Origin of the sequence: Cellulosimicrobium protaetiae (assembly GCF_009708005.2) — a bacterium.
Lineage (GTDB): Bacteria > Actinomycetota > Actinomycetes > Actinomycetales > Cellulomonadaceae > Cellulosimicrobium > Cellulosimicrobium protaetiae.
Window position 1 is genome coordinate 4,132,797 of record NZ_CP052757.1, and the last position, 25,412, is coordinate 4,158,208.

General features: G+C 73.5%; 19 protein-coding genes. 5 read left to right on the forward strand and 14 right to left on the reverse strand.

The features are described from left to right. Window positions 1-593 precede the first annotated feature (593 nt). From FIC82_RS17790 to FIC82_RS17815, 6 genes are all read right to left on the reverse strand, one after another. Window positions 594-1,619: a beta-ketoacyl-ACP synthase 3 gene (locus FIC82_RS17790; protein WP_154799371.1), complete on the reverse strand. Its 1,026-nt coding sequence runs from the start codon at window positions 1,617-1,619 to the stop codon at window positions 594-596. A 52-nt stretch (window positions 1,620-1,671) separates the two neighbouring features. Then, the gene (locus FIC82_RS17795; RefSeq protein WP_168732061.1) at window positions 1,672-3,222 is read right to left on the reverse strand and encodes a UxaA family hydrolase; all 1,551 of its coding nucleotides are present in this window, start codon (window positions 3,220-3,222) and stop codon (window positions 1,672-1,674) included. Then, window positions 3,219-4,553: a Gfo/Idh/MocA family oxidoreductase gene (locus tag FIC82_RS17800; protein WP_154800505.1), complete on the reverse strand. Its 1,335-nt coding sequence runs from the start codon at window positions 4,551-4,553 to the stop codon at window positions 3,219-3,221. The genes FIC82_RS17795 and FIC82_RS17800 overlap by 4 nt, the downstream gene beginning before the upstream one ends. Window positions 4,554-4,773: 220 nt before the next feature. Continuing rightward, on the reverse strand, window positions 4,774-6,120 hold the full coding sequence (locus FIC82_RS17805; RefSeq protein WP_154799372.1) for an ABC transporter substrate-binding protein: 1,347 nt from the start codon (window positions 6,118-6,120) through the stop codon (window positions 4,774-4,776). 93 nt (window positions 6,121-6,213) lie between these two features. Further along, on the reverse strand, window positions 6,214-7,191 hold the full coding sequence (locus tag FIC82_RS17810) for a carbohydrate ABC transporter permease (RefSeq protein WP_154799373.1): 978 nt from the start codon (window positions 7,189-7,191) through the stop codon (window positions 6,214-6,216). Next, complete coding sequence (locus FIC82_RS17815) at window positions 7,184-8,107, reverse strand: carbohydrate ABC transporter permease (protein WP_154799374.1); 924 nt, start codon at window positions 8,105-8,107, stop codon at window positions 7,184-7,186. Before FIC82_RS17815 ends, FIC82_RS17810 begins: the two co-directional genes overlap by 8 nt. 243 nt (window positions 8,108-8,350) lie before the next feature. Here FIC82_RS17815 and FIC82_RS17820 point away from each other — a divergent pair, with 243 nt between their 5' ends. The 3 genes from FIC82_RS17820 to FIC82_RS17830 all read left to right on the forward strand — a co-directional run bounded on the left by FIC82_RS17820 (window position 8,351) and on the right by FIC82_RS17830 (window position 12,012). Then, window positions 8,351-10,327, forward strand: coding sequence for a DUF6807 family protein (locus tag FIC82_RS17820; RefSeq protein WP_154799375.1), 1,977 nt, complete (start codon window positions 8,351-8,353; stop codon window positions 10,325-10,327). Continuing rightward, window positions 10,324-11,502, forward strand: a complete 1,179-nt coding sequence (locus FIC82_RS17825; RefSeq protein WP_253691259.1) for a Gfo/Idh/MocA family protein — start codon at window positions 10,324-10,326, stop codon at window positions 11,500-11,502. The genes FIC82_RS17820 and FIC82_RS17825 overlap by 4 nt, the downstream gene beginning before the upstream one ends. Before the next feature lie 90 nt (window positions 11,503-11,592). Further along, complete coding sequence (locus FIC82_RS17830) at window positions 11,593-12,012, forward strand: TIGR03618 family F420-dependent PPOX class oxidoreductase (RefSeq protein ID WP_168732062.1); 420 nt, start codon at window positions 11,593-11,595, stop codon at window positions 12,010-12,012. 22 nt (window positions 12,013-12,034) lie between these two features. On the opposite strand, the gene FIC82_RS17835 is transcribed toward FIC82_RS17830, so the two are convergent. The 8 genes from FIC82_RS17835 to FIC82_RS17870 form a co-directional block, all read right to left on the reverse strand. Beyond that, window positions 12,035-13,150 carry a mannonate dehydratase gene (locus FIC82_RS17835; RefSeq protein ID WP_154800508.1) on the reverse strand — a complete coding sequence of 372 codons (1,116 nt, stop codon included), beginning with the start codon at window positions 13,148-13,150 and terminating at the stop codon, window positions 12,035-12,037. A gap of 2 nt (window positions 13,151-13,152) precedes the next feature. Further along, window positions 13,153-14,772: a mannitol dehydrogenase family protein gene (locus FIC82_RS17840; RefSeq protein ID WP_253691260.1), complete on the reverse strand. Its 1,620-nt coding sequence runs from the start codon at window positions 14,770-14,772 to the stop codon at window positions 13,153-13,155. Window positions 14,773-14,963: 191 nt separating this feature from the next. Continuing rightward, complete coding sequence (locus FIC82_RS17845; protein ID WP_253691261.1) at window positions 14,964-16,073, reverse strand: Gfo/Idh/MocA family protein; 1,110 nt, start codon at window positions 16,071-16,073, stop codon at window positions 14,964-14,966. Beyond that, complete coding sequence (locus FIC82_RS17850) at window positions 16,070-16,885, reverse strand: ABC transporter ATP-binding protein (protein WP_216609929.1); 816 nt, start codon at window positions 16,883-16,885, stop codon at window positions 16,070-16,072. The genes FIC82_RS17845 and FIC82_RS17850 overlap by 4 nt, the downstream gene beginning before the upstream one ends. Further along, window positions 16,882-17,904, reverse strand: coding sequence for an ABC transporter substrate-binding protein (locus FIC82_RS17855; RefSeq protein WP_154799378.1), 1,023 nt, complete (start codon window positions 17,902-17,904; stop codon window positions 16,882-16,884). The genes FIC82_RS17850 and FIC82_RS17855 overlap by 4 nt, the downstream gene beginning before the upstream one ends. A gap of 69 nt (window positions 17,905-17,973) precedes the next feature. Continuing rightward, window positions 17,974-18,867, reverse strand: coding sequence for an ABC transporter permease (locus FIC82_RS17860; RefSeq protein ID WP_154799379.1), 894 nt, complete (start codon window positions 18,865-18,867; stop codon window positions 17,974-17,976). Window positions 18,868-18,929: 62 nt separating this feature from the next. Further along, window positions 18,930-19,757: a sugar phosphate isomerase/epimerase family protein gene (locus tag FIC82_RS17865; protein ID WP_154800510.1), complete on the reverse strand. Its 828-nt coding sequence runs from the start codon at window positions 19,755-19,757 to the stop codon at window positions 18,930-18,932. Window positions 19,758-20,246: 489 nt separating this feature from the next. Next, window positions 20,247-20,534, reverse strand: a complete 288-nt coding sequence (locus FIC82_RS17870; protein ID WP_154799380.1) for an adenine nucleotide alpha-hydrolase family protein — start codon at window positions 20,532-20,534, stop codon at window positions 20,247-20,249. A gap of 317 nt (window positions 20,535-20,851) precedes the next feature. Between FIC82_RS17870 and FIC82_RS17875 the strand changes: the two genes are divergently transcribed. Both FIC82_RS17875 and FIC82_RS17880 read left to right on the forward strand, forming a co-directional pair. Next, on the forward strand, window positions 20,852-21,856 hold the full coding sequence (locus FIC82_RS17875; protein WP_154799381.1) for a LacI family DNA-binding transcriptional regulator: 1,005 nt from the start codon (window positions 20,852-20,854) through the stop codon (window positions 21,854-21,856). Window positions 21,857-22,010: 154 nt separating this feature from the next. Beyond that, entirely contained in the window at window positions 22,011-25,400 is a 3,390-nt protein-coding gene (locus FIC82_RS17880; protein WP_253691263.1) for a 3-keto-alpha-glucoside-1,2-lyase-like domain-containing protein, read from the forward strand. Window positions 25,401-25,412: the final 12 nt, after the last annotated feature.

The following is a 25,412-nucleotide window of genomic DNA, read 5'->3' on the forward strand; positions in this document are numbered from 1 at the left end:
CCTGGCCCTCGCCTCGGGCGTCGGTCCAGGACGTAGGTCGTCGGGCGTCGGGCAGCCACGGCACGGCCGTCGCCCGCGACCCGGCGCGGTATCCGGAGCGGTGGCCGGATCGACGGCGACGCACCCCGACCATCACTGCTGAACTTCGGCGACTGACGCCTGACGAGATGCGAGTTGTTGCCCCTCCCCGGACCAAGATGGGGGCCACAACTCGCATCTCGCGTCTCGGCGTCGGGGCCGCCGGTCCGGCGGCGAGCCGCGCGCCGGCCTCGCGCAGCGCGAGAGGCGTCCGCCGACCACCCAGTCGAGTCGCCCGGCGCCCGGTACCACCACGACGACGTCCCGCAACGCGCGCGTCCGCGGTCACCCCGGTGAGACGGACGGGGAGGTCGGGTGGAGCGAGGGGCGGGGCGGGTCGTGGTGGGACTGGCGGGAGCCGCGAGGGACGAGCGGCGGATGGTAGACCCGCCCCGCCCCTCGCTTCACCCGACCGGACGCGACCCGAACCACCCGACCGGACGCGACCCGAAGCACCCGACCGGACACGACCCCAACCACCCGACCCACGGAACCGGCCAGGCGCCAAACCCACGTCAGCGCGCGGGCGTCTCCACGACCTGGCCCGCCCAGGCGAACCCACCGCCGAAGCCGAAGAGCAGTGCCGGGACGCCCGCGGGGATCTTGCCGGCGTGCCACCACTTGGAGAGGCCCAGCGGGATGGACGCGGCGGACGTGTTGCCCGACTCGACGATGTCGGTGACGACGATCTTGGAGTCGAGCCCGAGCGACTTCGCGAGGGGCTCGATGATGCGCAGGTTCGCCTGGTGCGCGACGAGCACCTCGATCTCGTCGAGCGACACGCCGGAGCGCTCCACGACGGAGCGCGCGCGGTCGGCGGCGCGCGTGATGGCCCACTTGAAGACGGCGCGGCCGTCCTGGGCGAACGTGTCGGCGGGCGACTCGATGAGCACGGCGGGCGTGAGGTCGGGCTCGGAGCCCCAGGTCACGGGCCCGACGCCGGGCTCGTCCGTCGCGCGCAGCACGGCCGCGCCCGCCCCGTCGGCCGTGAGGATGCACGTGCTGCGGTCGGTCCAGTCGGTGAACGCGGTGAGCTTCTCCGCGCCGATCACGACGGCCGTGCGCGCCGAGCCGGCACGGATCGCCTGGTCCGCGAGCCCGACGGAGTGGGCGAACCCGGAGCACGCGACGTTGACGTCGAGCACGGCGGGCCCGACGACGCCGCGCAGGTCGAGCTCGGACGCCTCCTCGGGCGTCGACCGACCGGGCATGACGCCGGTGCGCAGGTGGTAGGCGACGCGACCCGCCGTGTTGGGCGAGCGGTCGGTCGCGGTCGCCGTCGCGACGATCACGAGGTCGATCTCGGCGGGGTCCACTCCCGCGTCGTCGAGCGCGTGGCGCGCTGCTGCGGTCGCCATGTCGGCGACCGTCGTGTCGTCGTCGGCGACGTGCCGCGTGACGATCCCCGTCCGCGAGCGGATCCACTCGTCGTCGGTCTCGACGAGCTGCGCGATGTCGTCGTTCGTCAGCGTCTTCTCGGGCTGGAAGTGACCGAGGCCGACGATGCGCGACCCGGCCGCGCCGGTGGCGGGAGTGAGCATGAGGTCGATCATGTCACGCACCCGGGCGCACCCTGACCGAGGCGTCCGGGGGTCAGGTGACCGTGCCGAGCTGCCACGGGACGAACTCCTCGCCGCCGAGGTCGAGCTCCTCGCTCGCCGTCTCCTCGCCCGAGGCGACGGCGAGGATGCGCGCGAAGATCTCGTCGCCCACCTCCTCGAGGGTCGCGACGCCGTCGACGATCCTCCCGCAGTCGATGTCCACGTCGTCGCCCATGCGGGCGTACAGCTCGCTGTTGGTCCCGAGCTTGATGCTCGGGGTGGGCTTGCAGCCGAACACCGACCCGCGGCCCGTCGTGAAGCACACGACGGTCGCGCCGCCCGCGACGAGGCCCGTGACGGAGACGGGGTCGTAGCCGGGGGTGTCCATGAAGACGAAGCCCGGGGTGTCGAGCGGCTCGGCGTACTCGTGCACCGCGGCGAGGTCGGCCTGCCCGCCCTTCGCGACGGCGCCGAGCGACTTCTCGAGGATCGTCGTCAGGCCGCCGGCCTTGTTGCCGGGCGACGGGTTGTTGTCGAGCGTGCCGCCGCCCGCGGCGGCGTAGCCCTGCCACCACTCGAGCCGGTCGAGCAGGCGCTGCCCGACCTCGGGCGTCACGGCGCGGCGCGTGAGCAGGTGCTCGGCACCGAACACCTCGGGCGTCTCCGCGAGCGCCGACGTGCCGCCGTACGCGACGAGGCGGTCGGACGCGATCCCGAGCGCGGGGTTCGCGGTGATGCCGGAGTAGCCGTCGGAGCCGCCGCAGTTGAGCCCGAGCACGAGCTCGGCGACGTCGCGGTCGGTGCGCTCCCAGCGCGCGTCGATCTCCTCCACCATCTCGCGCACCGCCTCGACGCCGGCGCGCACGGTCGCCCGCACGCCGCCGGTCTCCTGGATGGTCAGGGTGCGCACGACCGTGTCCGGCGACAGGTCGGCCCCGGCGAGCACGGTGTCGACGGCGATCATCTCGCAGCCGAGGCCGAGCACGAGGACGCCCGTGACGTTGGGGTGGGCCGCATACCCGCGCAGCGTGCGCAGGAGCACCTGCGCGCCCTCGCTCGTCGGCACGAGGCCGCAGCCCGACTGGTGCGTGAGGGCGACGACGCCGTGGACGTCGTCGTAGGCGTCGAGCGCGACGCCGCGGAACTGGTCGGCGATCATGCGAGCCGTGCTCGCGGAACAGTTGACCGAGGTGAGGATCGCGACGTAGCTGCGCGTGCCCGTCGTCCCGTTCGCGCGGCGGTAGCCGCGGAACGTCGGGCGAGGTCCGGGCGGCGCGGCCAGCGGGGTGTGCACGGTGGCGAGCTCGTGCTCGCGCTCCCCCGGCGCGTACCCGAGGTTCTGCGTGTGCACGTGCTCGCCCGCACGGACGTCGCGCGTCGCGACCCCGATGACCTGCCCGTACTTGCGCACGGGACCGCCTGCGGGGACGTCCCGCAGGGCGACCTTGTGCCCGCGCGGGACGGCGTCGAGCACGTCGACGGCGCCGCCCCCGGCGACCTCGACGACGTCGCCCGGCGCGAGGTCGCGCGTCGCGACGGCGACGTCGTCCTCGGGGCGCAGGACGAGCACGGGCGCGTCGGTCGCGCGCGCGGCCGTCGTCACGACGGCACCGCCTCGGCGCGGACCGCCGCGGTGCGCTCGAGCGACACGCCGAGGTCGGCGGTGCGCACCACCTGGCCCGTCTCGAGCGACCGGTTCGCCGCCACGCCGACGGCGACGCTGCGCAGCCCGTCGACGTAGCCCGCGGCCCGCGCGAGCGGGTCGTCCCCCGGGCCTCGGAAGACGTCGGCGAGGAGCAGCCGGTCGCCGCCCCCGTGGGAGCCCTCGCCCTCCTCGATGACGACCTCGCGCGCGGGCTCCCAGTGCCGCTGCACGACGAGCCGCGCACCGTAGGGCCGGACGTCGCTCGCCCCGGGGTCGTGCACGGCGCTCGGGTCGACCGCGGGGCGGCGCTTGCCGTCCGGCCCGAGGTCCGCGGCGGCGCGCCCGGACTCGACGTGGGCGCGCTCGACGACGTCGAGCTCGGCCCGTCCGCGCGTGCCGTTGACCGCGACGCGGTACCCCTCCCACGGGCTGTGCGCGGTGAGGGAGTAGGTGAGGGTCGCGCCGCGCCGGTAGCCGACCAGCGCGCCGATCGTGTCCTCGATGGTGACGCCGGGCGCGAACACGTCGCGGTCGCGGACGTAGCCGTCCTCGCCCTCGGCGTCGAGGTAGAGCGCGCGCAGGGTGTCGTCGGACGCGAGGTCGATCCCGAACGGGTCGTCCGGCGTGGCGTCGCGACCGAGGCCGGGACGGTCGCCCGGCGGCCGCCCCGCGCCGTCGTCTCCGTAGAAGCGGAGGCCGCCGCGGGCCGCGACCGTCTCGGGGACGTCGTCGATCCACCAGTTGACGAGGTCGAAGTGGTGGCTCGCCTTGTGCACCGCGAGGCCGCCCGACGCGGCCTTGTCGCGGTGCCACCGGCGGAAGTAGTCGGCGCCGTGGACCGTGTCGAGCAGCCACTCGAAGTGCACGGAGACGACGTCGCCGATCTCCCCCGAGGCGATCACGCGCCGCAGCGCGGTGTTGCGGGGCGAGTAGCGGTAGTTGAAGGTCACCGTGAGCGTCGCGGACGAGCGCTCCGCCGCGGCCCGGATGCGCGCCATCCCGGCGGCGTCCGTCGTGAGCGGCTTCTCGCACACGACGTCGACCCCGGCGTCCAGGGCGGCGACGACGTAGTCCGCGTGGGCGTGATCAGGCGTCGTCACGATCAGCGCGTCCACGGCCTGCTCGGCGAGCATGCGGCCGAGGTCGGACGGCTCGTAGCGCGGCAGCGGCACGAGGCCCGCGGCCTCGAGGCGGCGGTCGTACCACGCGGCGCGCACGGGGTTGGGCTCGCACCACGCGACCAGGTGCCCGTCCTCGCGGTGCTCGCCGAGCAGCGCGTCGACGAACATGCGCGCGCGGTGCCCGGTGCCGGCGACGGCGTAGCGCCGGGGGCTGGTCGTGGCGAGCTCGGTCGGGGTGGTGCCGGGGTGGTGCACGGTCTGCGGTCCTCTCGGGTCCTGGGTCGCCGAGACGGTTCGGCGGGGCTGGGGTCGTTCCGGTGCGAGGCGTGGCCGGGCCGGTCCGTGGGGCGACGGACCGGCCCGGCCGGTCGGGGAGGCGGGCGGCGGGTTACTTCCCGATCGCGGCGCCCACCTCGTCGAGGAACTGCGCAGCGGCGTCCTGCGGCGACTTCTGCTCGAACAGCACCTCGGTGTTGATGCGCTTGAGGATCTCGACGACGTCCCCGGCACCCTGCGGCGGGACGGGCGGACCGTCCACGATGTCGTCACCGAGCCCCTCGAGGAAGTCCGCGGCCTGCTTGTCGGCCGGGGGCAGGCTGTCCTTCACGGCCGCGCGGACCTCGGTGTTCGCGGGCAGTCCGCGGTCGGAGAGCATGAGCGCACCGGCCTCGGGGTCGTTGAGGAGGAAGTCCACGAACGCCGCGGCCGCCTCGGGGTGCTCGGACGTCTTCGAGACCGAGTAGTACATGGCGGGCTTGAAGTACATGCCGGTGCGCTCGGCCTCGGTCTCGCCGGGCAGGCGCAGGAGCTGGAGCTCCCGGCCCGACGCCGTGCTGATGGCCCCGAGCTGGTTCGTCCACCACATGCCCATGGCGCCCGTGTTGGTCCCCAGGAGCGAGCCCTCCGGGCCGGCGCCCTCGAGCTCGACGGACCGCGCGGCGTCGGGCTGGCCGCCGCCCGCCTGGAGGTCGAGGGAGAGCTGGAAGAAGTCCGCGACGGTCTCCGCGGAGACGCCGAGCTCGCCCTCGGGCGTGTACAGCGCCTCGCCGCGCTGGCGCGCGAGGATCGACAGGCCCGCCTCGTTGAAGCCGTAGTCCTGCGTGCCGTAGACACCCCCGCCCCCGCCGGCGCTCACGGCGTTCGCGACCTCGACGTACTGCTCCCAGGTCCACGACCCGTCGTCGGGCACCTCGACGCCCGCGTCGGCGAACACCTGCGGGTCGGCGAGCACCGCGTAGGCGTTCACGCCGGTGGGGATGCCGTAGAGCGCCCCGCCCGTCTCGCCCGAGCCGAGCACGGAGCCGTCGATCGAGCCCGTGTCGATGTCGAGCGACCCGAGGTCCGCGAGGACGCCGCGCGAGGCGTAGTCCGCGAGGTAGCGCTCCTCCTGCGTGATGACGTCGGGTGCGTCGCCCGCGGCGACCGAGGTCGCGAGCTTGTCCCAGTACCCGCCCCAGTCGGTGTAGTCGGGGACGACCGTGATGTCCGGGTTCTTCTCCTCGAAGAGGTCGATGATCTGCTGCGTCGTCTGGTGGCGGGTGTCCGACCCCCACCACGAGAAGCGGATCTCGACGGGACCGGACTCCGCGGCCGACGACTCGTCGTCGCCGCCCGGGTTGGCGACGCCGCCGTCGCCCCCGCAGGCGGTCAGGGCGAGGGCACCGACGGTCAGGGCGGCGGCGAGCGCCGCGCGGCGGGCGCCTGGCCGGAGCGAGCGGTGGATCGAGGTGTTCATGACTCTCCTTGTGCGTGACGGGACGTCGTCGTTCTGTCGTGCGGAGCGGTGCCGGACGGCACCGGGTGCGGGCGAGCCCGCGGGTGGGAGGGACTACTTGATCCCCGTCGTGGCGATGCCCTTGACGAGGTACTTCTGACCGAAGAGGAACACGAGGAACACGGGGATCAGGGAGACGATCGACATCGCGAACATCGGGCCCCACGAGCTCTGGCCCGTGGCGTCGACGAACGTGCGCAGTGCGATCGGGACCGTGTACATGTCCGGCTTGGTCAGGAAGATGAGCTGGCTGAAGAAGTCGTTCCAGGTCCAGATGAAGGTGAAGATCGCCGTGGTCGCGAGCGCCGGCAGCGCGAGCGGCATCATGATCCGCAGGTAGATCCGCCCGTGGCCGCAGCCGTCGAGCCGCGCGGCCTCGTCCAGCTCCTTGGGGATGCCGCGGAAGAACTGGACCATGAGGAAGATGAAGAACGCGTCGGTCGCGAGCAGCTTCGGCACGATGAGCGGCAGGAACGTGTTGATCCACTCGAGCGAGGAGAACAGCACGTACTGCGGCACGATCACGACGTGGATCGGCAGCATGATCGACATGAGCATGATCGCGAACCAGACCCCGCGGCCCCGGAACTGCAGCCGGGCGAACGCGTAGGCGGCGAGCGAGCACGAGACGAGGTTGCCGAGCACCGACCCGAGCACCACGATCGCGGAGTTGAGCAGGTAGTGGCCGAACGGGTGCGTGAGCGCGTTCCACCCGTCGGTGTAGTTGCCGAGGTCGACCGCGGACGGGATGAGGCCCGGCTCGCGGAAGATCAGCGCCGACGGCTTGAACGAGCTCGCGAGCATCCACAGCAGCGGGTACAGCATGACGAGCCCGAACGCGATGAGCAGCACGTGCTTGAGCACGGACCGGACGCGGGCCGACTGCGCGCGACGCCGGGGGCGCGGGGCGGTGGGCGGCGCGTCGGCCGCGAGCTCGGAGAGCGTCGACCGGGAGCGGGTGCCGGGGACGGCGTCCTCGGTGACGACGGCGTCGGTGGGGGTCCCCGTGGCGGGGTGCGTGGTGTCAGTCATCGTAGAAGACCCAGTACTTCGAGGCGAGGAAGTTGACGAACGTCATCCCGCCGATGATCAGGAGCAGGAACCAGGCCATCGCCGACGCGTAGCCCATCTCGAGGGAGCCGAATCCCTTGAGGTAGAGGTAGAGCGTGTAGAACATCGTCGAGTCCGCCGGCCCGCCGGTCCCGCCGCTCACGACGAACGCCTGCGTGAACGACTGGAAGGCGTTGATGAGCTGCAGCACGAGGTTGAAGAAGATGATCGGCGTGAGCATCGGGACGGTGATCGAGCGGAACTGCCGCCACCGGCCGGCGCCGTCGATCGAGGCCGCCTCGTAGTACATGCGGGGGATCTGGCGCAGCCCGGCGAGGAAGATGATCATCGGCGCCCCGAAGGTCCAGACGTTGAGGGCGACGAGCGTCCCCAGCGCGTAGTCCGGGTGCGAGACCCACCCCTGCCCCTCGATCCCGACGAGCGCGAGGACCTGGTTGATGAGTCCGTCGGCGCCGAAGACCTGGCGCCACAGGATCGCGATCGCCACGCTCCCGCCGAGCAGCGAGGGCAGGTAGTAGATCGAGCGGTAGACCGCGAGCCCGCGCAGCCCCTTGTCGAGCAGGAGCGCGAGGCCGAGCGCGGCCGCGAGCTGGAGCGGCACCGAGACGAACACGTAGGTGAACGTCACCTGCAGCGAGTTGAGCAGTCGCGGGTCGTCGAACATCCGCTGGTAGTTGTCCCACCCGATCCAGGTCGGCGCCTGGAGCAGGTTGTAGTCCGTGAAGGACAGGTAGAGCGACGCGACCATGGGGCCCGCCGTGATGAGCGCGAGGCCCACGAACCAGGGCGCGAGGAACAGCGCCGCGGCCTTCCCGTCCCCCTTCTTGCGTGCGGGCCGCCGCGCTGCGGTCCCTCGCGCGAGCTCGGTCACCGCCATGCGAGACCCTCCTCGCACCTCGTGCCGGTCATCGGTCACCCTTCCGGTCGTCGTCGATCGGTAGTCCGGCATTCCCCGGGGAGGGGAAACCGGTTGCTGGATGAGGACCGTAGCACATGTGGAACCGGTTTCCCATGGTGTACGGTCGGGTCATCGCGCGGCACCGGCCGACCCCGGCGAGCGCGGGCACCACGCCGTCGTGCGTGCCCGCGCGACGCGCGGACCACGACTCGAGGGAGAACGATGGCAAGCGTGAGCACACGGCGAGGCGGGGTGACGATCGCCGACGTCGCGACCGCCGCGGGCGTCTCCCGGGCGACGGTGTCGCGCGTCATGAACGGCCGCGCGACGGTCGACCCGGAGATCAGCGCGCGCGTCCGCCAGGCTGCCTCCGACCTGAGCTACCGGCCCAGCAACGTCGCGCGGAGCCTGTCGCTCGGACGGACCAACACGGTCGCGCTCGTCGTCCCGGACCTGGGCAACCCGGTCTTCCAGCAGATCCTGCGCGGCGTCACCTCCGCGGCCGCCCCGGCCGGGTACCGCGTCCTCGTCGCGGACACGGCCGAGGACCCCACCGAGGAGGCCGCGATCGCGCTCGAGGCACGGCTGCGCTGCGACGCCCTCGTGCTCGTCTCCCCGCGCATGCCCGCGTCCGAGCTCGCGCTCCTCGTCCCCGACGTCTCCCCCGTCGTGCTCGTCAACCGCGAGATCGCGCCCACGGGCGAGGCGGCCGTGCCGTCCCTCGTCGTCGACTACGCCGACGCCGCGGCCCAGGTGCTCGAGCACCTGCTCTCCCTCGGCCACCGCCGGGTGGCCTACCTCGCCGGGCCGCCCAGCAGCGCCTCGGACGCGCTCCGGCGCACCGGGTTGCGGCGCGTGCTCGAGCGCACCCCCGACCTCGAGCTCGTCGAGCTCCCCGCCGGCCCCGACATCGCCGCCGGTCACGCCGCCGTCGACGAGGTCCTCACGGCCAGGCCGACGGCCGTCGTCGCGTTCAACGACCTCGTCGCGTTCGGCCTGCTCGCCGGGCTCAACGAGGCCGGCGTCGCGGTGCCCAAGGACATGTCCGTCGTCGGCTTCGACGACATCGACCTCGCCCGCTACGCGACGCCGTCGCTCACGACGGTCGCCGTGCCGCAGGCCGAGCTCGGGCGGCACGCCTGGAAGGAGCTCTCCGCGCTCGTCGACGGCTCCGCGCCCGCGTCGCGCACCACCCGGTTCGAGCCCCGGCTCGAGGTCCGCGCCACGACCGGGCCCGTGCCGCGCCAGGTCGCCCGCGCCCGCGTGGTCCCGGCGGCCGCGCCGGCCGGCGCGGTCGTCACGGAGAGCGCCGGGACCGGCCCTGCCCAGCCCGCGTCCCGCGAGGTCCGCTGGTCCCCCGACGGGGAGGCCGTCGTGCTGCGCGCCGGCGACCTGCGCCTGGCCCGCTACCAGCAGGGCGACCGGATCCCCGCCGTGCACGCACCGCGCTCCTACCTGCACCCGGTCCACACGCTCGCCGGCGTACCCCTCACCGACGCGGGACCCGTCGACCACCGCCACCACTACGGCGCCTCGATGGCCGTCGCCGACGTCAACGGGACGTCCTACTGGGGCGGGCGCACGTTCGTCGCCGACGTCGGCCCGACGCTCCTGCCCAACCACGGTCGCCAGGTCAGTCACGCGCTCGCCGTCGACCCCGTGGAGCAGCACCTGCTGCACGACGGCGTCCGCTGGCACGACGAGCAGGGCGTCCCGCAGCTCGAGGAGGACCGGCGCCTCGACGCCTGGGTGCTCGACGACGAGTCCTGGGTCCTGGACTGGCGCTCGACCCTCCGTGCCGAGCGCGGCGCCCTCGTCCTCGGGTCGCCCGCGACCAACGGGCGCCCCGGCGCCGGCTACGGCGGCTTCTTCTGGCGGCTGCGCGCGGCGACCTCGACGACCGTGCTCTGCGCGCACGGGCGTGGCGAGGAGAGCGCTCACGGAAGCACGTCGCCCTGGGTCGCGTTCGTGCAGGAGCACCCCTCCCACACCACGACCCTGCTGCTCGTCCAGCAGGGCGAGACCGTGCCCTGGTTCCTCCGCGCGTCCGAGTACCCCGGTGCCGGGCCCGCCCTGGCGTGGGACGCCCCGCGGACGGTCCCCGCGGGCGGCACGCTCGAGACGGGCGCGCGCGCCGTGCTCGTCGACCGCGGGCTCGACCTCGACGAGGCCGCCGCGCTCGCGGAGCGCGTCCGGTGACCGGTTCGCCCCGGGCCGCCTCGGGGACGAACCACGTGCTCGACCGGGCGCAGGCGGCCGTCCCGGTCGCCGTCGTCGGGGTGCACGGCCACGGCGGGTCGCACCTGCGCACGGTGGCCGCGCTCGCGGAGCAGGGCCACGTCCGGCTGAGCGCCGTCGTCGACCCGCGCCGGCCCGACGACGCCCCCGCGCCCTGGTTCCCGACGCTGGGCGACCTGCTCTCGTCGTCCGACCCCGGCGTGCGCCCCGAGGTCGTCGTGATCTCGACGCCGATCCCCACCCACCTCCCGCTCGCGCGCGCCGCCATGGAGGCGGGTGTCGACGTGCTGCTGGAGAAGCCGACCGCCGCGTCGCTCGCGGAGCACCTCGCGCTGGTCGAGGTGGCCGAGCGCACGGGCCGCCGGTGCCAGGTGGGCTTCCAGACCTTCGGCTCGCACGCGGTGGACGCGGTCGCCGAGCTCGTCGCGGACGGCGAGATCGGCGACGTCGTGGGGATCGGGGCGGTGGGCGCGTGGGTACGGACGACGGGCTACTGGCGCCGCGCACCGTGGGCAGGCCGACGCCGGCTCGACGGTCGCGACGTCGTGGACGGCGTCGTCACCAACCCCCTCGCCCACGCGGTCGCGACCGCGCTGCGCATCGGCGGCGCCCGCACGGCCGAGGACGTCGCGCACGTCGTGACCGACCTCTGGCGCGCCAACCCGATCGAGGCCGACGACACCTCGTCGCTGCGCGTCGTCGCGCGCGACGGCCTGCCCTACGGGTTCGGCCTCACGCTCTGCGCGCCCGAGCGCACCCCCGCGCGCGTGCTCGTGCTGGGGACGGACGGCGAGATCACGCTCGAGTACGAGCACGACCGAGTGCTGATGCGCACCCCGCGCGTCCAGGTCGAGAAGACCTATGGGCGCACCGGGCTCCTGGAGGACCTCCTCGCCGCGCGGCGCGACCCGCGGCGCAGGCTCGCGTGCGACGTGCGCGACACGGGCGCGTTCATGCGCGTGATGGAGGCCGTGCGGACGGCCGCGGACCCGCGGCCGCTCGACCCGGCGGCCGTGACGTGGACGGGCGAGGGCGACGAGCGCCGTCCCCTCGTCGACGACGTCGTGAGCTGGTGCGAGGAGGCCGCTCGCACGGCCCGGACGTTCACCGAGCTCGGCGCGCCCTGGACGCGCTGAGCGCACTCGCGGGCCACACGCGCGAGCGGTGGGCGGGCCCGTCGTGACGTACGGTCAGGACGTCCCGTCCGTGCCGTCGAAGGAGGCGTCGTGCCCCGACCCCCGCTGCCGTCCCGTCTCGTCGAGCTGCTCCGCCGCCCGAACGCCGCCGTCATGGCGACCGTGCGGTCCGACGGCGCACCCGTCACCGCGGCGACCTGGTACGTCTGGGAGGTCGACGGCCGCGTGCTCGTCAACCTCGACGAGTCCCGCGTGCGGCTCCAGCACCTGCGGAACGACCCGCGCGTCTCGCTCACCGTGCTCGACGAGAACTGGTACACGCACGTGACGCTCATCGGGCGCGTGACGGAGCTGCGCGCCGACGAGGGACTGGCCGACATCGACCGGATCTCGCGCCACTACACGGGGCACGAGTACGCGAACCGGCACAGCCCGCGCGCCAGCGCCTTGATCGAGGTCGAACGCTGGTACGGCTGGGGCGAGGCGAAGGCCGCAGCCGGGGACGCGTAGCACCCCGTCGCCGGCCCCACCGTCAGGCGTCGTAGCGGAACGCGTCCCACGCGCCGAGCAGGTACTGGACGCCGAGCGCGCGGTCGTACAGGCCGTAGCCGGGCCGGGGCTTGTTGGTCGTGTTCTCGTCCCACAGGTGCCGGCCGTGGTCGGGGCGCACGTAGCCCTCGTAGCCCGCCTCGGCGTACGCACGCATGATGCCGGTCGTGTCGACGCTGCCCTCGCACGCGCGGTGCGCGACCTCGGTGAAGTCGCCGTTCCCCAGGTGCTTGATGTTGCGCACGTGCGTGAAGTGGATGCGGTCCATGAACGTGCGCACGGCGTCGACCGCGTCCTGCCCGGGGTTCGCGGAGAACGAGCCGAGGCACAGGGTCAGGCCGTGGTTCGGGCTGTCGTTCAGGGACAGCACGCGCGCCAGGTCGTCCTTGGTCGACACGACACGGGGCCAGCCGAAGACGTCGTAGGGCGGGTCGTCGGGGTGCACGCCCAGCCTGACGCCAGCCTCCTCGCACGCCGGGATGACGGCGTCGAGGAAGTACCGGTAGTGGGCGTACATGTCCTCGCGCGTCACGCCCTCGTACGCGGCGTCGAGCTCGGCGAAGCTCGCGAGCCGCTCGGGCTCCCAGCCGGGCAGCGTCAGCCCGTGCGTGTTCGCCTCCATGTCCGCGATGAGGCTCTGCGGCGACATCGCGTCCACGACGGCGCGCTCGAAGAACAGCGCCGTCGAGCCGTCGGGCAGCGGGTGCCACAGGTCGGTGCGGAGCCAGTCGAAGACGGGCATGAAGTTGTAGCAGACGACCTTCACCCCGGCGCGGCCCAGCCGGCGGATCGTCGTCACGTAGTTCTCGATCGCCTCGTCGCGGCTCAGCCCGAGGACGGTCTTGCCGAGCTTGATCGACTCGTGCACGTTGACCGACTCGACCACCTCCGCGTCGAAGGTCCGGGTGATCCCGCGCGCGCGGGCCTCGTCGTTCAGCCCGGTGATCTTCGCGACCTCGGCGTCGATCTCCGCCTGCTCCCACACCTCGCCGGCCTGCTTGCCGTGCAGGCTCCACACGATCGTCTCGACGCCGGGGACCTGGCGCACGTGGTCGAGCGTGACCGTGTCGTTCCCCTCCCCGTACCAGCGGAACCCCATCTTCACGGCGTGGTCTCCTCGTTCGTCGTGGTGGTCGTGCTGCTGGATGTCGCGCTCGCGACGACGACCGCGTCGGCGATCTCTCGCAGGCGGCCCTCCGGGACGCCGGGCAGCAGGCCGGGGAGGAGGACCAGCGCGCGGACCGCCGCAACGTCGTCCGGCGCGTTCTCGACGACCGCGCGCAGCTCGTCTCCACGCGGGTCGTCCACCGCGCGCGCCGCCCGCGTCTCCGCGACGACGTACCCGGCCCAGGCGGCGAGCGCGGCGACGACCCCCCGCGGGGCCGGGGCCCCCGGATGCGCGTCGAGGAGGTCGGCGAGCGTCGCGCCCCAGCGGAACGGGATCTTCTGCGTCCCGTCCATCGCGACCTGGCGCGTCGTGTGCCCGGTCGCGGGGTTCGCGAACCGGTCGAGCAGCGTCTCCGCGTACGCGCCGAGGTCGACACCGTCTGGCGCGTCCAGCGTCGCGAGCGCGTCGGCCTGCAGCGCCCGGGCGCCCGCGGCGAGCGCCGGGTCGGCGACCGCCTCCGCGATCGTCGCGCACCCCGCGAGCGAGCCCGCGTAGGCGAGGTAGGAGTGCGCGCCGTTGAGCAGGCGCAGCTTCGCGCGCTCGTACGGCGCGACGTCGCTCGTCAGGGTCGCCCCGCCGCGCTCCCACGCGGGGCGGGGGCCGGCGAAGCGGTCCTCGATCACCCACTGCAGGAACGGTTCGGCCACGACCAGGCCCTCGTCGCGCGCGCCGAGCAGCGACTCGACCTCGTCGCGCTGCGCGGGCGTCGTGGCCGGCACGATGCGGTCGACCATGCTGCACGGGAACGTCACCGAGGCGGCGAGCCAGTCGCGCAGCGCGTCGCCCTCCGCGCCCGGGAGCGCGGCGTCGACCGCCTCTCCCACGAGCCGCGCGAGCACGTGCCCGTTGTCGGCGAGGTTGTCGCAGCTCAGCACGGTGAGGGGGGCTCCCCCGGCCCGACGGCGCGCCGCGAGCCCGCGCACGAGCAGCCCGACGGCGCTGGTCGCCGCGACGGCTCCCGTCGCCTCTCCCGTCGCGTCGTCCGGGAGGAGCGCGTTCGTCGCGCCCGCGCCCGGAGAGCTCGTTGCCGCCTCCTCGCGGAGCAGCGTGTCGAGGTCGCCCGCGACCGCGTCGACGTCGAGGTGCCCGTCGGCGCGGCGCGCGTACCCCTTCTCGGTCACGGTGAGCGTCACGACGTGCGTCGTCGGGGCGGCGAGCGCCGCGAGGACGCGCGGCGTCTCCTCGGCCGGCCAGGCGACGTCCGTCACCGACCCCACGACGCGCGGGGACGCGCCGTCGGGCCCGACCGTCAGCACGGTGTAGACCCCGCCCTGCGGACGGAGCTGGTCGCGGACCGCCGCGGACCGCTGCGTCACCCCGAGGATCCCCCAGCGCGTCTCGCCCGTGGCGCGCGCGGCGTCCTCGGTGACGACGGCCTGGTGCGCGCGATGGAAGGCGCCGATCCCGAGGTGGACGATCCCGACCTGCGTCGGGCGGACGGGAACCGGCGGGAACGCGGGGTGCGCGTCCCGGTGCAGTCGGGGCTGCGCCGCGCTCGGGGCGTCGGGTGACGCCGCGCCGGGTCGGTTCGGGGCGTCGGTCGGGGCGGTCACGCGGCCTCCTGCGGCTGGGGCGGGTCTCGGATCGGCGACGGGCGTCACCGGTGCGGCACGGCCAGGGGCGCCCCGGCGACGAGCCTTGCGAACGATTGTATCCATACGGGTACGGGGAAAGTCGCGGTTCGGTGCGTGGCGTGTGCAAACGTTCGCAGGTCGGTCACGACGACGCCCGAGAGTCGGCGACGTCACCGCACCGGGGCTGCGGACTCCCGCGCGGCAAGGTCGGCCGGGCGGACGGCGCGTCCGGTCGCGGCGGCCTCGCGGATCGCGCACAGGAGCCGGACGGTCTCCACGGCGTCCGCGGCCCCGACGGGTGGCGGCGCGGCGCCGTCGAGGGCCGCCAGCACCCGCTCCCACTGGGCGCGGTGCCCGGCGTGGCCGATCGCGAGCGGGTCCGCCGCGCCGCCGGCCGAACCCCCGGACCCTGGTGCCGCGACCCCCGGCACGTCCCAGCGCAGCACCTCGTCCTGCGCGAGCTCCACCGAGCCGTGCGACCCGTGGAGCGCGAGGGTCGCCGGGAACCCGGGGGGCGTCGCCGTCGTCGTCGTGACGACACCGAGCGCCCCCGACGCGAGGCGCAGCGTCGCGACCGTGGTGTCCTCGGCGGTGTCGTCGGCGGCGACCGGCCCGGGGCCCACCGCGCGCGCGAGCGTCCCCGCCTGGGCCGTGACCGACTCGACCGGCCCGCACAGCCAGCGCAGGAGGTCGACGTTGTGCACCCCCTGGTTCATGAGCGACCCCCCGCCCTGCCTCGTGGACGACCGCCACGGCGCGGCGGCGTAGTAGTCGTCGTCGCGGTACCAGGGCACGTGCGTGGCGACGAGGCGCAGCCGACCGAGCGCACCGTCGTCGAGCGCGCGCCGGAGCGCCTGGTGCTGCGGCTCGAAGCGGCGCTGGGACACCATCGAGACGAGAAGGCCCCGCTCGCGCGCCACCCGCTCGACGCGGAGCGCGTCGCCGACGGTGAGCGCAAGCGGCTTCTCGACGACGACGTGCTTGCCCGCCTCGAGCGCCGCGAGCGCGAGGCGCGCATGGCTCCCGCTCGGCGTGCAGACCGCCACGACGTCGACGTCCTCGTGACGGACCACGTCGTCGGGCGGCACGTGCGCGGCGTGCCCGCCCGGGGTCAGGTGGGCGTCGAGGTCCCCGCCCCCGCTGTACGCGACGAGCCGGGCCCGGGGCGCCAGGTCGCGCAGCGCGAGCGCGTGCAGCACGCCGATGCTGCCCATCCCGACGATCCCGACACCGACCACGGGCCCGGCGGCCCCCGGAGCGGACTGCACGGTCCCGGTCACTCGGCGACGTGGCTGGCGCCGAGCAGGTCGCGCAGCCGCTCGGCGGCACCCGTGAACCGCGGGTCGACGAGCGTCGTCCCGTAGTCGCGCTCGTCGGGCAGCCCGGGCTCGAGGGTCTCGACGATCCGCCCCGGGCGCGGGCTCATGACCACGATCCGGCTCCCCAGGAACACCGCCTCCGGCACCGAGTGGGTGACGAGCACGATCGTCGTGCCGGTCTCGCGCCAGATGCGGTTCATCTCGATGTTCATCTGCTCGCGCGTGAGCGCGTCGAGCGCGCCGAACGGCTCGTCCATGAGGAGCACGCGGGGCTCGTGCAGCAGCGCCCGGCACAGCGCGACGCGCTGCTGCATACCGCCGGACAGCTCGTGCGGCAGCGCCTTCTCGAAGCCCGTGAGCCCGGTGAGCGCGATGAGCGCGTCCGCACGCTCGTGCGCCCGGCGCCGGTCCATGCCCCGCATCTCCGCCTGGAGCAGGATGTTCTTGCGCACACCGCGCCACTCGAGCAGCGCCGAGCGCTGGAACGCGAACCCGATCTCGCGCTGCGGGCGCGTGACCGCCTTCCCGTACAGGCGCACCTCGCCCTCGGTGTAGGCCGTGAGACCCGCGACGATCTTCAGCAGCGTCGACTTCCCGCAGCCGGACGGCCCGACGATCGTGACGAACTCGCCCGGCTGGACGCTCAGCGAGACGTCGTCGAGCGCCACCGTCTCCGACCGTTTCGACGTGAAGCGCATCGTGAGGTCGCGGACCTCGATGATGGGGTCGGCGCCGACCGCGTCTGCGCGGGCGTCGAGCTCGGTCGCGGTCACAGGTCCGCCCCGAACGCGCCGTCCCAGAAGTCGGCCGGGGTCGTGCCGCCGTCGAAGTCCGTGTTCTCGGACAGGAACGTCAGGGTGTCCGTCCACTGCTCCTCCGTGTTGACGCCGGGGGCGGGCGCGTTCTCGAGGTCGAGCAGGTCGATCGTCGCGGCGAGCTGGGCCGCCAGGACCGCCTCGTCGGGCGCCTGCTCCGCGCCCGCGGTCATCGCCGCGACCGCCGCGTCGGGGTCCTCGGACGCCGCGAGGAACGAGCGCGACGTCGCGCGCACCATCGCCTCGACGAGCTCCGGGTCGTCCGCGATGAGCTTCTCGTTGGCCACCAGGCCGGTGCCGAGCAGGTTCATGCCGAAGTCCGCGAAGGGCAGCGCGTCGACCTCCTCACCGGTCTGGTTCTCGATCGTCGGCGCCTGGTCGTGGTGGAAGCCCTGGATCGCGTCGACCTTGCCCTCGATGAGCGCGGCGATCTTGCCCGCCGCGTCCACGTTGACCACGGTCACGTCCGCCGGGTCGACACCGTTGAGCTCCAGCCAGGCCGGGAACGTCCCGTACATCGCGTCGCCCGGCGTGCCACCGACCGTCTTGCCCACCAGGTCGGCGGGCTCGGTGATGCCCTGCTCGGCGAAGAACTCCACCGAGCTGGGCCCGGTCTGGAGGAACACGCCGACGCTGCGCACCGGCATCCCCGAGCTGATGGCGTTCGCGAGCGGCGGCGTGTCCGCCCAGCCGAAGTCGGTGTTGCGCTGCGCGACCTGCTGGACGGTGTTCCCCGACCCGTTGCCCGGCTGGATCGTGAGGTCGATGCCCTCCTCCTCGAAGATCCCCTGCTCGACGCCGTAGTAGAACGGCGCGTGCTCGCCGTAGGGGACCCAGTTGAGCGTGACCGTGACCTCGGTGAGGCCGCCCTCGCCCTCGGCGGGTCCGGACGGGTCGGCCGACTGCCCGCAGGCCGCCGTCCCCGCCACCACGACGCCGGCCACGGCCAGCGAGACTGTCAGACGTGCACCACGCATGGGAAGACTCCTTCTGCTCGCGCCGCCTCGTCGTCGAGGCGGCGAACTCTCGGGTGGGTCAGGGGTGGGTCAGGAGGACGCGAGGACGAGGTTCCCGCGCCGCGACGCGTGCCACGGGATGAGGAGCCGCTCCAGCAGCTCGACCAGGAGGAAGAGCACGACGCCGATGAGCGACATGAGGATCAGGTCGGCGAACAGGAGCGGCGCGTCGAGGTTGCCGCTCGCGAGGAGCAGCACGTACCCGAGGCCCCGGTCGGCGCCGACGAACTCGCCGACGACGGCGCCCACGACCGCGAGCGTCACGGCGACCTTGAGGCCGGACATGAGCTGCGGCAGCGACCCCGGGAAGCGGATCTTGCGGAACGTCTTCCAGCGCGAAGCGCCCATGGTCGCCGACATCTCCAGCAGCTCGGGGTCGATCGACCGGAGCCCGGCGACGGCCGAGACCACGACCGGGAAGAACGCGATGAGCACCGCGAGGATGATCTTGGGCGTCGCGCCGAACCCGAACCAGACCACGAGGATCGGGGCGATCGCGATCTTGGGGATCACCTGGGCGAAGAGGATGAGCGGGTAGAGCGACTTCTCGGCCGTCGGCGAGTAGACGAGGAGCACTGCGGTCGCCACGCCGATCACGGCCGCGAGCACGAACCCGACGACCGTCTCCATCGTGGTCACCCACGTGTGCTCCGCAAGCATGGCCCAGTCCTCGACCATGGTGTCCCACACGGCCCCCGGCGCGGGGACCAGGTAGGCGGGCACGAGCTCGCGCCAGGCGACGAACCACCACACGGCGAACAGCGCGAGCAGCACGAGCGCGGGACGCCAGGCCGCCGAGGCGACCGCCGCCACCCGGCTGCCGAACGACGTCGTGCCGCGCGTGCGCGGGGCGGAGCGCCGGGCCGCCCCGGCGGGCGGTCGCGCCGCCTGGCGGGCCGGTCGCACTTCCTGGGCAGTCGTCATCGTGCGGTCCTCCATGGTCGTGGTCCTGGTCGTCGGCGGGGCGTCCGGGCGGGGAGCGTCGGTCATCGGAACGGCACCGCCTCGGCGTCGAGGATCGTGGTGAAGGCCTCCCAGGCCTCCGTGAACAGCTCGGGCCCGGAGAAGCCGCCCAGGCTGTGGGCGTCGCTCAGGTGCGGCTCGAGTGAGAAGAACCCGTCGAAGCCGTCGTCGCGCAGCGCCCGCACGGTCTCGGGCACCTCGCCGTCGCCGCGCCCCGCGGGGACGACGGCGCCGGTCGCCGCCAGCGCGTCCTTCACCTGGACGTACTCCAGGTGCGGGCGCAGCAGCGCGTAGCCGTCGGTGAACGGGCGCACACCGACCTGGACGAAGTTCGCCGAGTCCCACGCGAGCGCCAGGTGCGGCGAGCCGACGGACTCCACGACGTCCAGGCACCGTTCGGGGACGTCCCCGTAGATGCCCTTCTCGTTCTCGTGCACCAGCACGACGCCGGCCGCGCGCGCCACGTCGGCGAGCGCCTCCATGCGGCGCAGGACGACGTCGCGCCACGACGCCGGGTCCGTCCCGGGGCGCACGAAGAACGAGAACACGCGGACGTACGGCGCCCCGAGCTCGCGCGCGACGCGCGCGGCGTGCCGCATCCGGTCGAGGTGGGGGTCGAAGTCCTCGTCGACGAAGATCTTGCCCACCGGAGACCCGATGCTGGAGACGCGGAGGTCGTGCCGGCGCAGCAGGCTCGCGACCCGCTCCCGCTGGTCGTCGTCGAGGTCGAGCACGTTGGTGTCCCACGCGCTGCGGAGCTCGACGAAACCCAGCCCGAGCCCGGAGGCGACGGCGCACTGCGTCTCGACGTCGGGAGAGATCTCGTCGGCGAAGCCCGAGAGCGTCCACATCGCGCGCTCTCCCTTCTGCTGGGGCTCCCGGTGCGACGACGCGACCGGCACCGTGGGACCGCAGACCGCAGCCTCCGGCCCGGGGAGGGGCTGGTGCGGAGGGGCGGCGCGGGGCCGGTGAGGCGCGGACGCGGGGTCGTACGGGACGGTGGTCGAGGTCCTGCGCGCGGAGCTCGTTCTCCGTGCGCCTGGCATGGACAGTAGGTGCGGGCCATGGCATGGACAACGAGTTGCCATTTGTTGCACCTGACAGCGCTGGACGAGCAGCCGCGGCGCGAGGCGCACCGGGCCGCGGGTGCCGGACCGTGCGAGAGCGCGACGCGCGCGAGAGGGCGTGGTTGCCGTCGGTTGCCACCGGTCGGCGACGCTGGGCGCCGCCTGGCGACGTTGCGGCGACGGTGCGGCGACGGTGCGGTGACGGATCGTCGCCGGCTGCCGGTCCGCGTCGGAGGCGCTCCAGGCAGGGCCGCGCGGAGGCGCTCCGGCACGTCAGGTGCCGGGGTCCGCCGGGGCGCCGAGGTCGAGCGCGACGAGCCGGAAGCCCGCCGACCGGACCGCCCGCAGTACCTCACCGCGCAGGGGCTCGCTCGCCACGACGGGCAGCTCCGCCTGGGGGGCCTCGATCCGGGCGAGCTCGCCGTGGTGGTGGACCCGCAGGTCCTCCAGGCCGAGCCGGCGCAGCTCGCTCTCGGCCGCCTCGACCTGGACGGCCGCCTCGCCGTCACGGGCCCGGTCGACGGCGAGGTCGACCGGCGGAGCCTGGTCGGTGTGGCTCATCGACGCCGTCCGCCGGGCACGACCAGGACGGCACCGGAGGGTCGGGGTCCAGGCCGCCGACGTGCCGCCGTCGGGCGCAGGGACGCGTTCGCACGCGAGATCACGGAGCCATTGGAGGATGCCGCCGGGTGGCCGTCAAGGAGTTGCCACCGGTTGCCGCGGGGCTGCCACGGGACGCGCCGCGGGGCGGGCCGTGGCAGGGGTGGGGAACGAGGTGGGCTCGGCGCGCGTACCGGCTGGTCACACGGCATGTCCACGACACGAGGGCGACAACCGGTTGTTGTCCAGCGCTGTCAGGGCCGTTACAGTCCGACCGCATGACCTCAGCCGGCAATGGTGCCAGCCCGACGATCTACGACGTGGCCCAAGCCGCCGGCGTCGCCCCCTCGACCGTGTCGCGGACGTTCTCGCGTCCCGGCCGCGTCAACGCGCAGACCGCGGAGCGCATCCGCCAGGTCGCCGCCGAGCTCGGCTACCGGACCAACCCGCTGGCCCGCGGGCTGCCGACGGGCCGGACGTCGCTGCTCGCGATCGTCGTCGCCGACGTGACCAACCCCTTCTTCTTCGAGATCATCCGGGGAGCGGAGAAGACGGCGCGCGACGCCGGGTACACGCTGCTCATGGTCGACGCCCACGAGTCCGACGAGGCGGAGCGTCGCGCGCTCGACCGGACGCTGCCCCTCGTGGAAGGCCTGATCCTCGCGACGTCGCGGCTCTCGGACTCCTCGATCCGGGTCGCCGCGAAGCAGCGGCCGACCGTCGTCATGAACCGGCACATGACCGACGTCCCGAGCGTCCTGACGGACAACGCCCAGGGCATGCGCAGCGCCGTCGAGCACCTGGCCGGGCTCGGGCACACGAGCCTCGCCTACGTCGCGGGGCCCGAGGCGTCGTGGGCCGACGGGATGCGCTGGCGCGCGTTCCGCGAGGCGACGCGCGAGACCGACGTCCAGGCGCGGCGGATCGGCCCGTTCGCCCCGACGCTCGCCGGCGGGCTCTCCGCGGCCAAGTCTCTCGTCAAGCACCCCGCCACCGCGGCGGTCGCGTACAACGACCTCATCGCGATCGGCGCGATGCGCGGGCTGCGCCGGCTCGGGGTCGAGGTCCCACGGGACCTGAGCATCGTCGGTTTCGACAACATCTTCGGCTCGGACTTCTGCACCCCACCCCTCACGACCGTCGCCGCACCCCTGCGGCACTTCGGGTCGTTCGCAGTCCAGCGCCTCCTCGCGCAGCTCCGTCCGTCGCCCGCGCCCGCCGCCGGTCCGACGCTGCTCCCGGCCAAGCTCGTCGAGCGCGGCTCGACCGCCCGCCCGGCCTGACCGCACCCCGCGGGCGCGGCCTCCGGCGGACCAGGGGCAACAAGTGGCAACTCGTTGCCCGGACCGCGCACGCCCCCGGATAGTGACGGCACAGCGCACCGATGCGCGCCCTGTGCGCAGTCCGACGCACGGTCCTCGACGGAGAGGCAGGCTGATGGAACACCCCTCGACCGACGCACCACCCGCGCACGTCACGCCCCGGCACCGACGCAGAAGACGGCGTGCCGTCGTCGCCGCGCTCGCCGCCCTGGCCGTACCGTCCGGCGTCCTCACGGCCCAGGCCGCCGTCCCGACCGCGGCACCCGCCGTCGCACCCGCCGCGGCGCAGGCGGACATCCGCCCGCAGGAGCCCGGCGTGACGCTGCGCGTCTTCGACGTCCAGGTCATCCTCGACGACTACTGCACGCTCAAGCCCGGCCAGACGCCCAACGTCGACAAGATCATGCCGACCATCGACTGGACCACGGCGGCCGACTTCGGCCTCACGGACAAGTTCGTCACCGAGGTGACGGGGTACCTGAACGTCCCCGAGGCCGGCACGTACGACTTCCGGATCACGAACGACGACGGCGCGCGCCTGCTGCTCGACGACGAGCTCGTCGTCGACCACCCGGGCCGCCACGGCGCGACGTCGAAGGAGGGGTCGATCCAGCTCGACGCGGGCTACCGCGCGCTGCGCATCGACCACTTCGACGGCGAGTTCGACCAGCGGCTCAAGCTCGAGTGGCGGCCGCCGGGCGCGTCGGGCTACGTCGTCGTCCCGAACTCCGTGCTGAGCACCGACGCCGACGTCACGCGCGTCACCTCGCCCGGCCGCAAGGAGTGCGAGGGCGTCACCGAGGCCCCGGGCGACGGTCTGCCGCTCACCGAGGTGCACCCCGACTACACGCTCACCGACCTGCGCCCCGAGGGCTTCCAGCCCCAGGTGACGGGCATGGACTGGCTGCCCGACGGTCGTCTGGCCATCTCCACGTGGGGCGGTGACCGGCTCACGCAGCGCGGCGAGGTCTACCTGATCGACCACGTCCAGGGAGACACCGGCGCCGACGACGTGACCTACACGAAGGTCGCGGAGGGCCTCACGGAGCCGATGGGCCTCAAGTACGTCGACGGCACGATCTACGTGTCCGAGAAGGACGGCCTCACCGCGCTCGTCGACACCGACGGCGACGAGGTCGCCGACGACTACGACACGATCGCGACCTGGCCGTTCGGCGGCAACTACCACGAGTTCGCGTTCGGCCTGCTCTACGAGGACGGCTACTTCTACGTCACCACCGGCATCGCCATGGTGCCGGGCGGCAACTCGCTCGACCCGCAGCTCGCGGAGAACCGCGGCTCGGTCATGAAGATCAGCAAGGAGACCGGCGAGGTCGAGTACGTCGCGGGCGGCCTGCGCACCCCCAACGGGCTCGGCTGGGGCGCCGACGGCGGCATGTACGTCACCGACAACCAGGGCGTCCGCATCCCGACGTCGAAGCTGGTGCGCGTCGAGGAGGGCGCGTTCTACAACCACTTCACCAACCCCGACGGCCCCTACGACGACCAGCCCGTCACCGAGCCGGTCCTGTGGATGCCGCACAGCGAGATCTCGAACTCGCCGAGCAACCCGGTCGTGCTCACCGAGGGCGTGTTCGCCGGGCAGCTCGCGATCGGTGACGTCACGTACGGCGGCCTCCAGCGCGCCTACCTCGAGGACGTCGCGGGACAGGAGCAGGGCGCCGTCTTCCGTATGACGCAGGGCCTGGAGTCCGGCGTGAGCCGGACGAGCGTCGGTCCTGACGGCGCGATCTACGTGGGCGGCATCGGCTGGTCCGGCAACTGGGGCCAGGCGGGCAAGCTCTCCTACGGGCTCCAGAAGCTCACGTATGACGACAACAACGCGTTCGACATGCTCGCGATGCGCGCCGTCGAGGGCGGGTTCGAGATCGAGTACACGCAGCCGCTCTCCGAGGAGACGGCGCAGGACCTCGCGTCGAAGTACACCGCCGCGCAGTGGCGCTACGTCGCGACCCCGCAGTACGGCGGTCCGAAGGTCGACGAGGAGGACCTCGACGTCACCTCCGCGACCGTGTCGGAGGACCGCAAGACCGTCACGCTCCAGATCGACGGGCTCAAGCCGGGGCGCGTCGTGAACGTCCACTCCCCGCGCCCGTTCGCGTCCGAGACCGGGCAGGAGCTGTGGAGCACCGAGGCGTGGTACACCCTCACGCGTCTGCCCGACGGCTCCGTCGCACCGCCGGTCTACGAGGCCGAGGCCGCGGACATCAGCGGCGGCGCCGGCTGGAACAGCAACCACGCCGGCTACTCGGGCTCCGGGTTCGTCGACCGCAACTGGGAGCCGGGCGCCCAGACGACGTTCGCCGTCCGCACCGAGGAGGCCGGCCCGCACGATCTCGCGATCCGCTACGCCAACGGCCAGAACAGCGACCCCGCGCCGCTGCCGAGGAACCTGAGCCTCTACGTCAACGGCGAGAAGCTCAAGCAGGTCTGGTTCGACAGCACCGTGGCGTGGTCCACCTGGGCGACCCAGGTCGAGACCGTGCCGCTGCGCGAGGGCGCCAACACCATCACGATCCGGCACGACGACGACGACATCGGCCACGTCAACCTCGACAGTCTCACCGTCACCCCGACCGAGCGCGTCACCCTGTTCGACGGCGACGACCTCGACCAGTGGGCAGCCGTCAACGGCGGCGGTCCCGCCACGTGGCCGATCGCCGACGGGTCCGTGGAGTCGTTCGGCGGCGACATCCGCACCCGGGAGAAGTTCGACGACTTCCGGATGCACGTCGAGTGGTACCAGCCGGAGCACGACCCCTCCCAGACCGGTCAGGCCCGCGGCAACAGCGGCGTCTACATCCAGGAGCGCTACGAGGTGCAGGTGCTCGAGTCCTTCGGCATCGACCCGCCCAAGAACAACGACGCCGGGGCGATCTACCTGCAGAAGGCCCCGGACGTGAACGCGGCGACCCCGATGGGCACGTGGCAGACGTACGACCTCGAGTTCCGGGCGGCGCGCTTCGGCCCCGACGGCAAGAAGACCGAGGACGCCCGCATCACCCTCGTGTGGAACGGGCAGGTCGTGCACGACGACGTCGCGGTCACCGGCAAGACCGGCAACGGCAAGAACGAGGGCCCGACGTCGGGGTACATCAAGCTCCAGGACCACGGCGACCCCGGGCTCAACCCGCGGTTCCGCAACATCTGGATCGAGCGCCTCCCCAGCGTGGAGGAGCCCGGCCAGGAGGAGGTCGCGGTCACCGCGACCGCCGAGGTCCGGTGCCTCGCGGGCACGCCGTACGTCGCCGTGCGCGCGGTCAACGACGACACCGTCCCCCTGGACGTCGTCCTCGACACGCCGTTCGGGTCCAAGACGTTCACCGACGTCGCCCCCGGCAAGAACGCCTACCAGTCGTTCGCCGTCCGGGGCGTCGAGGACCCGACGGCCGGATCCGTGACCGTCACCGCCCGTCCGTCCGACACCTCTGACGAGCGGCAGACCGTCGCGACACCGGAGCACGGCCAGCCGTCCTGCGGCTGACCGTGCCGGTCC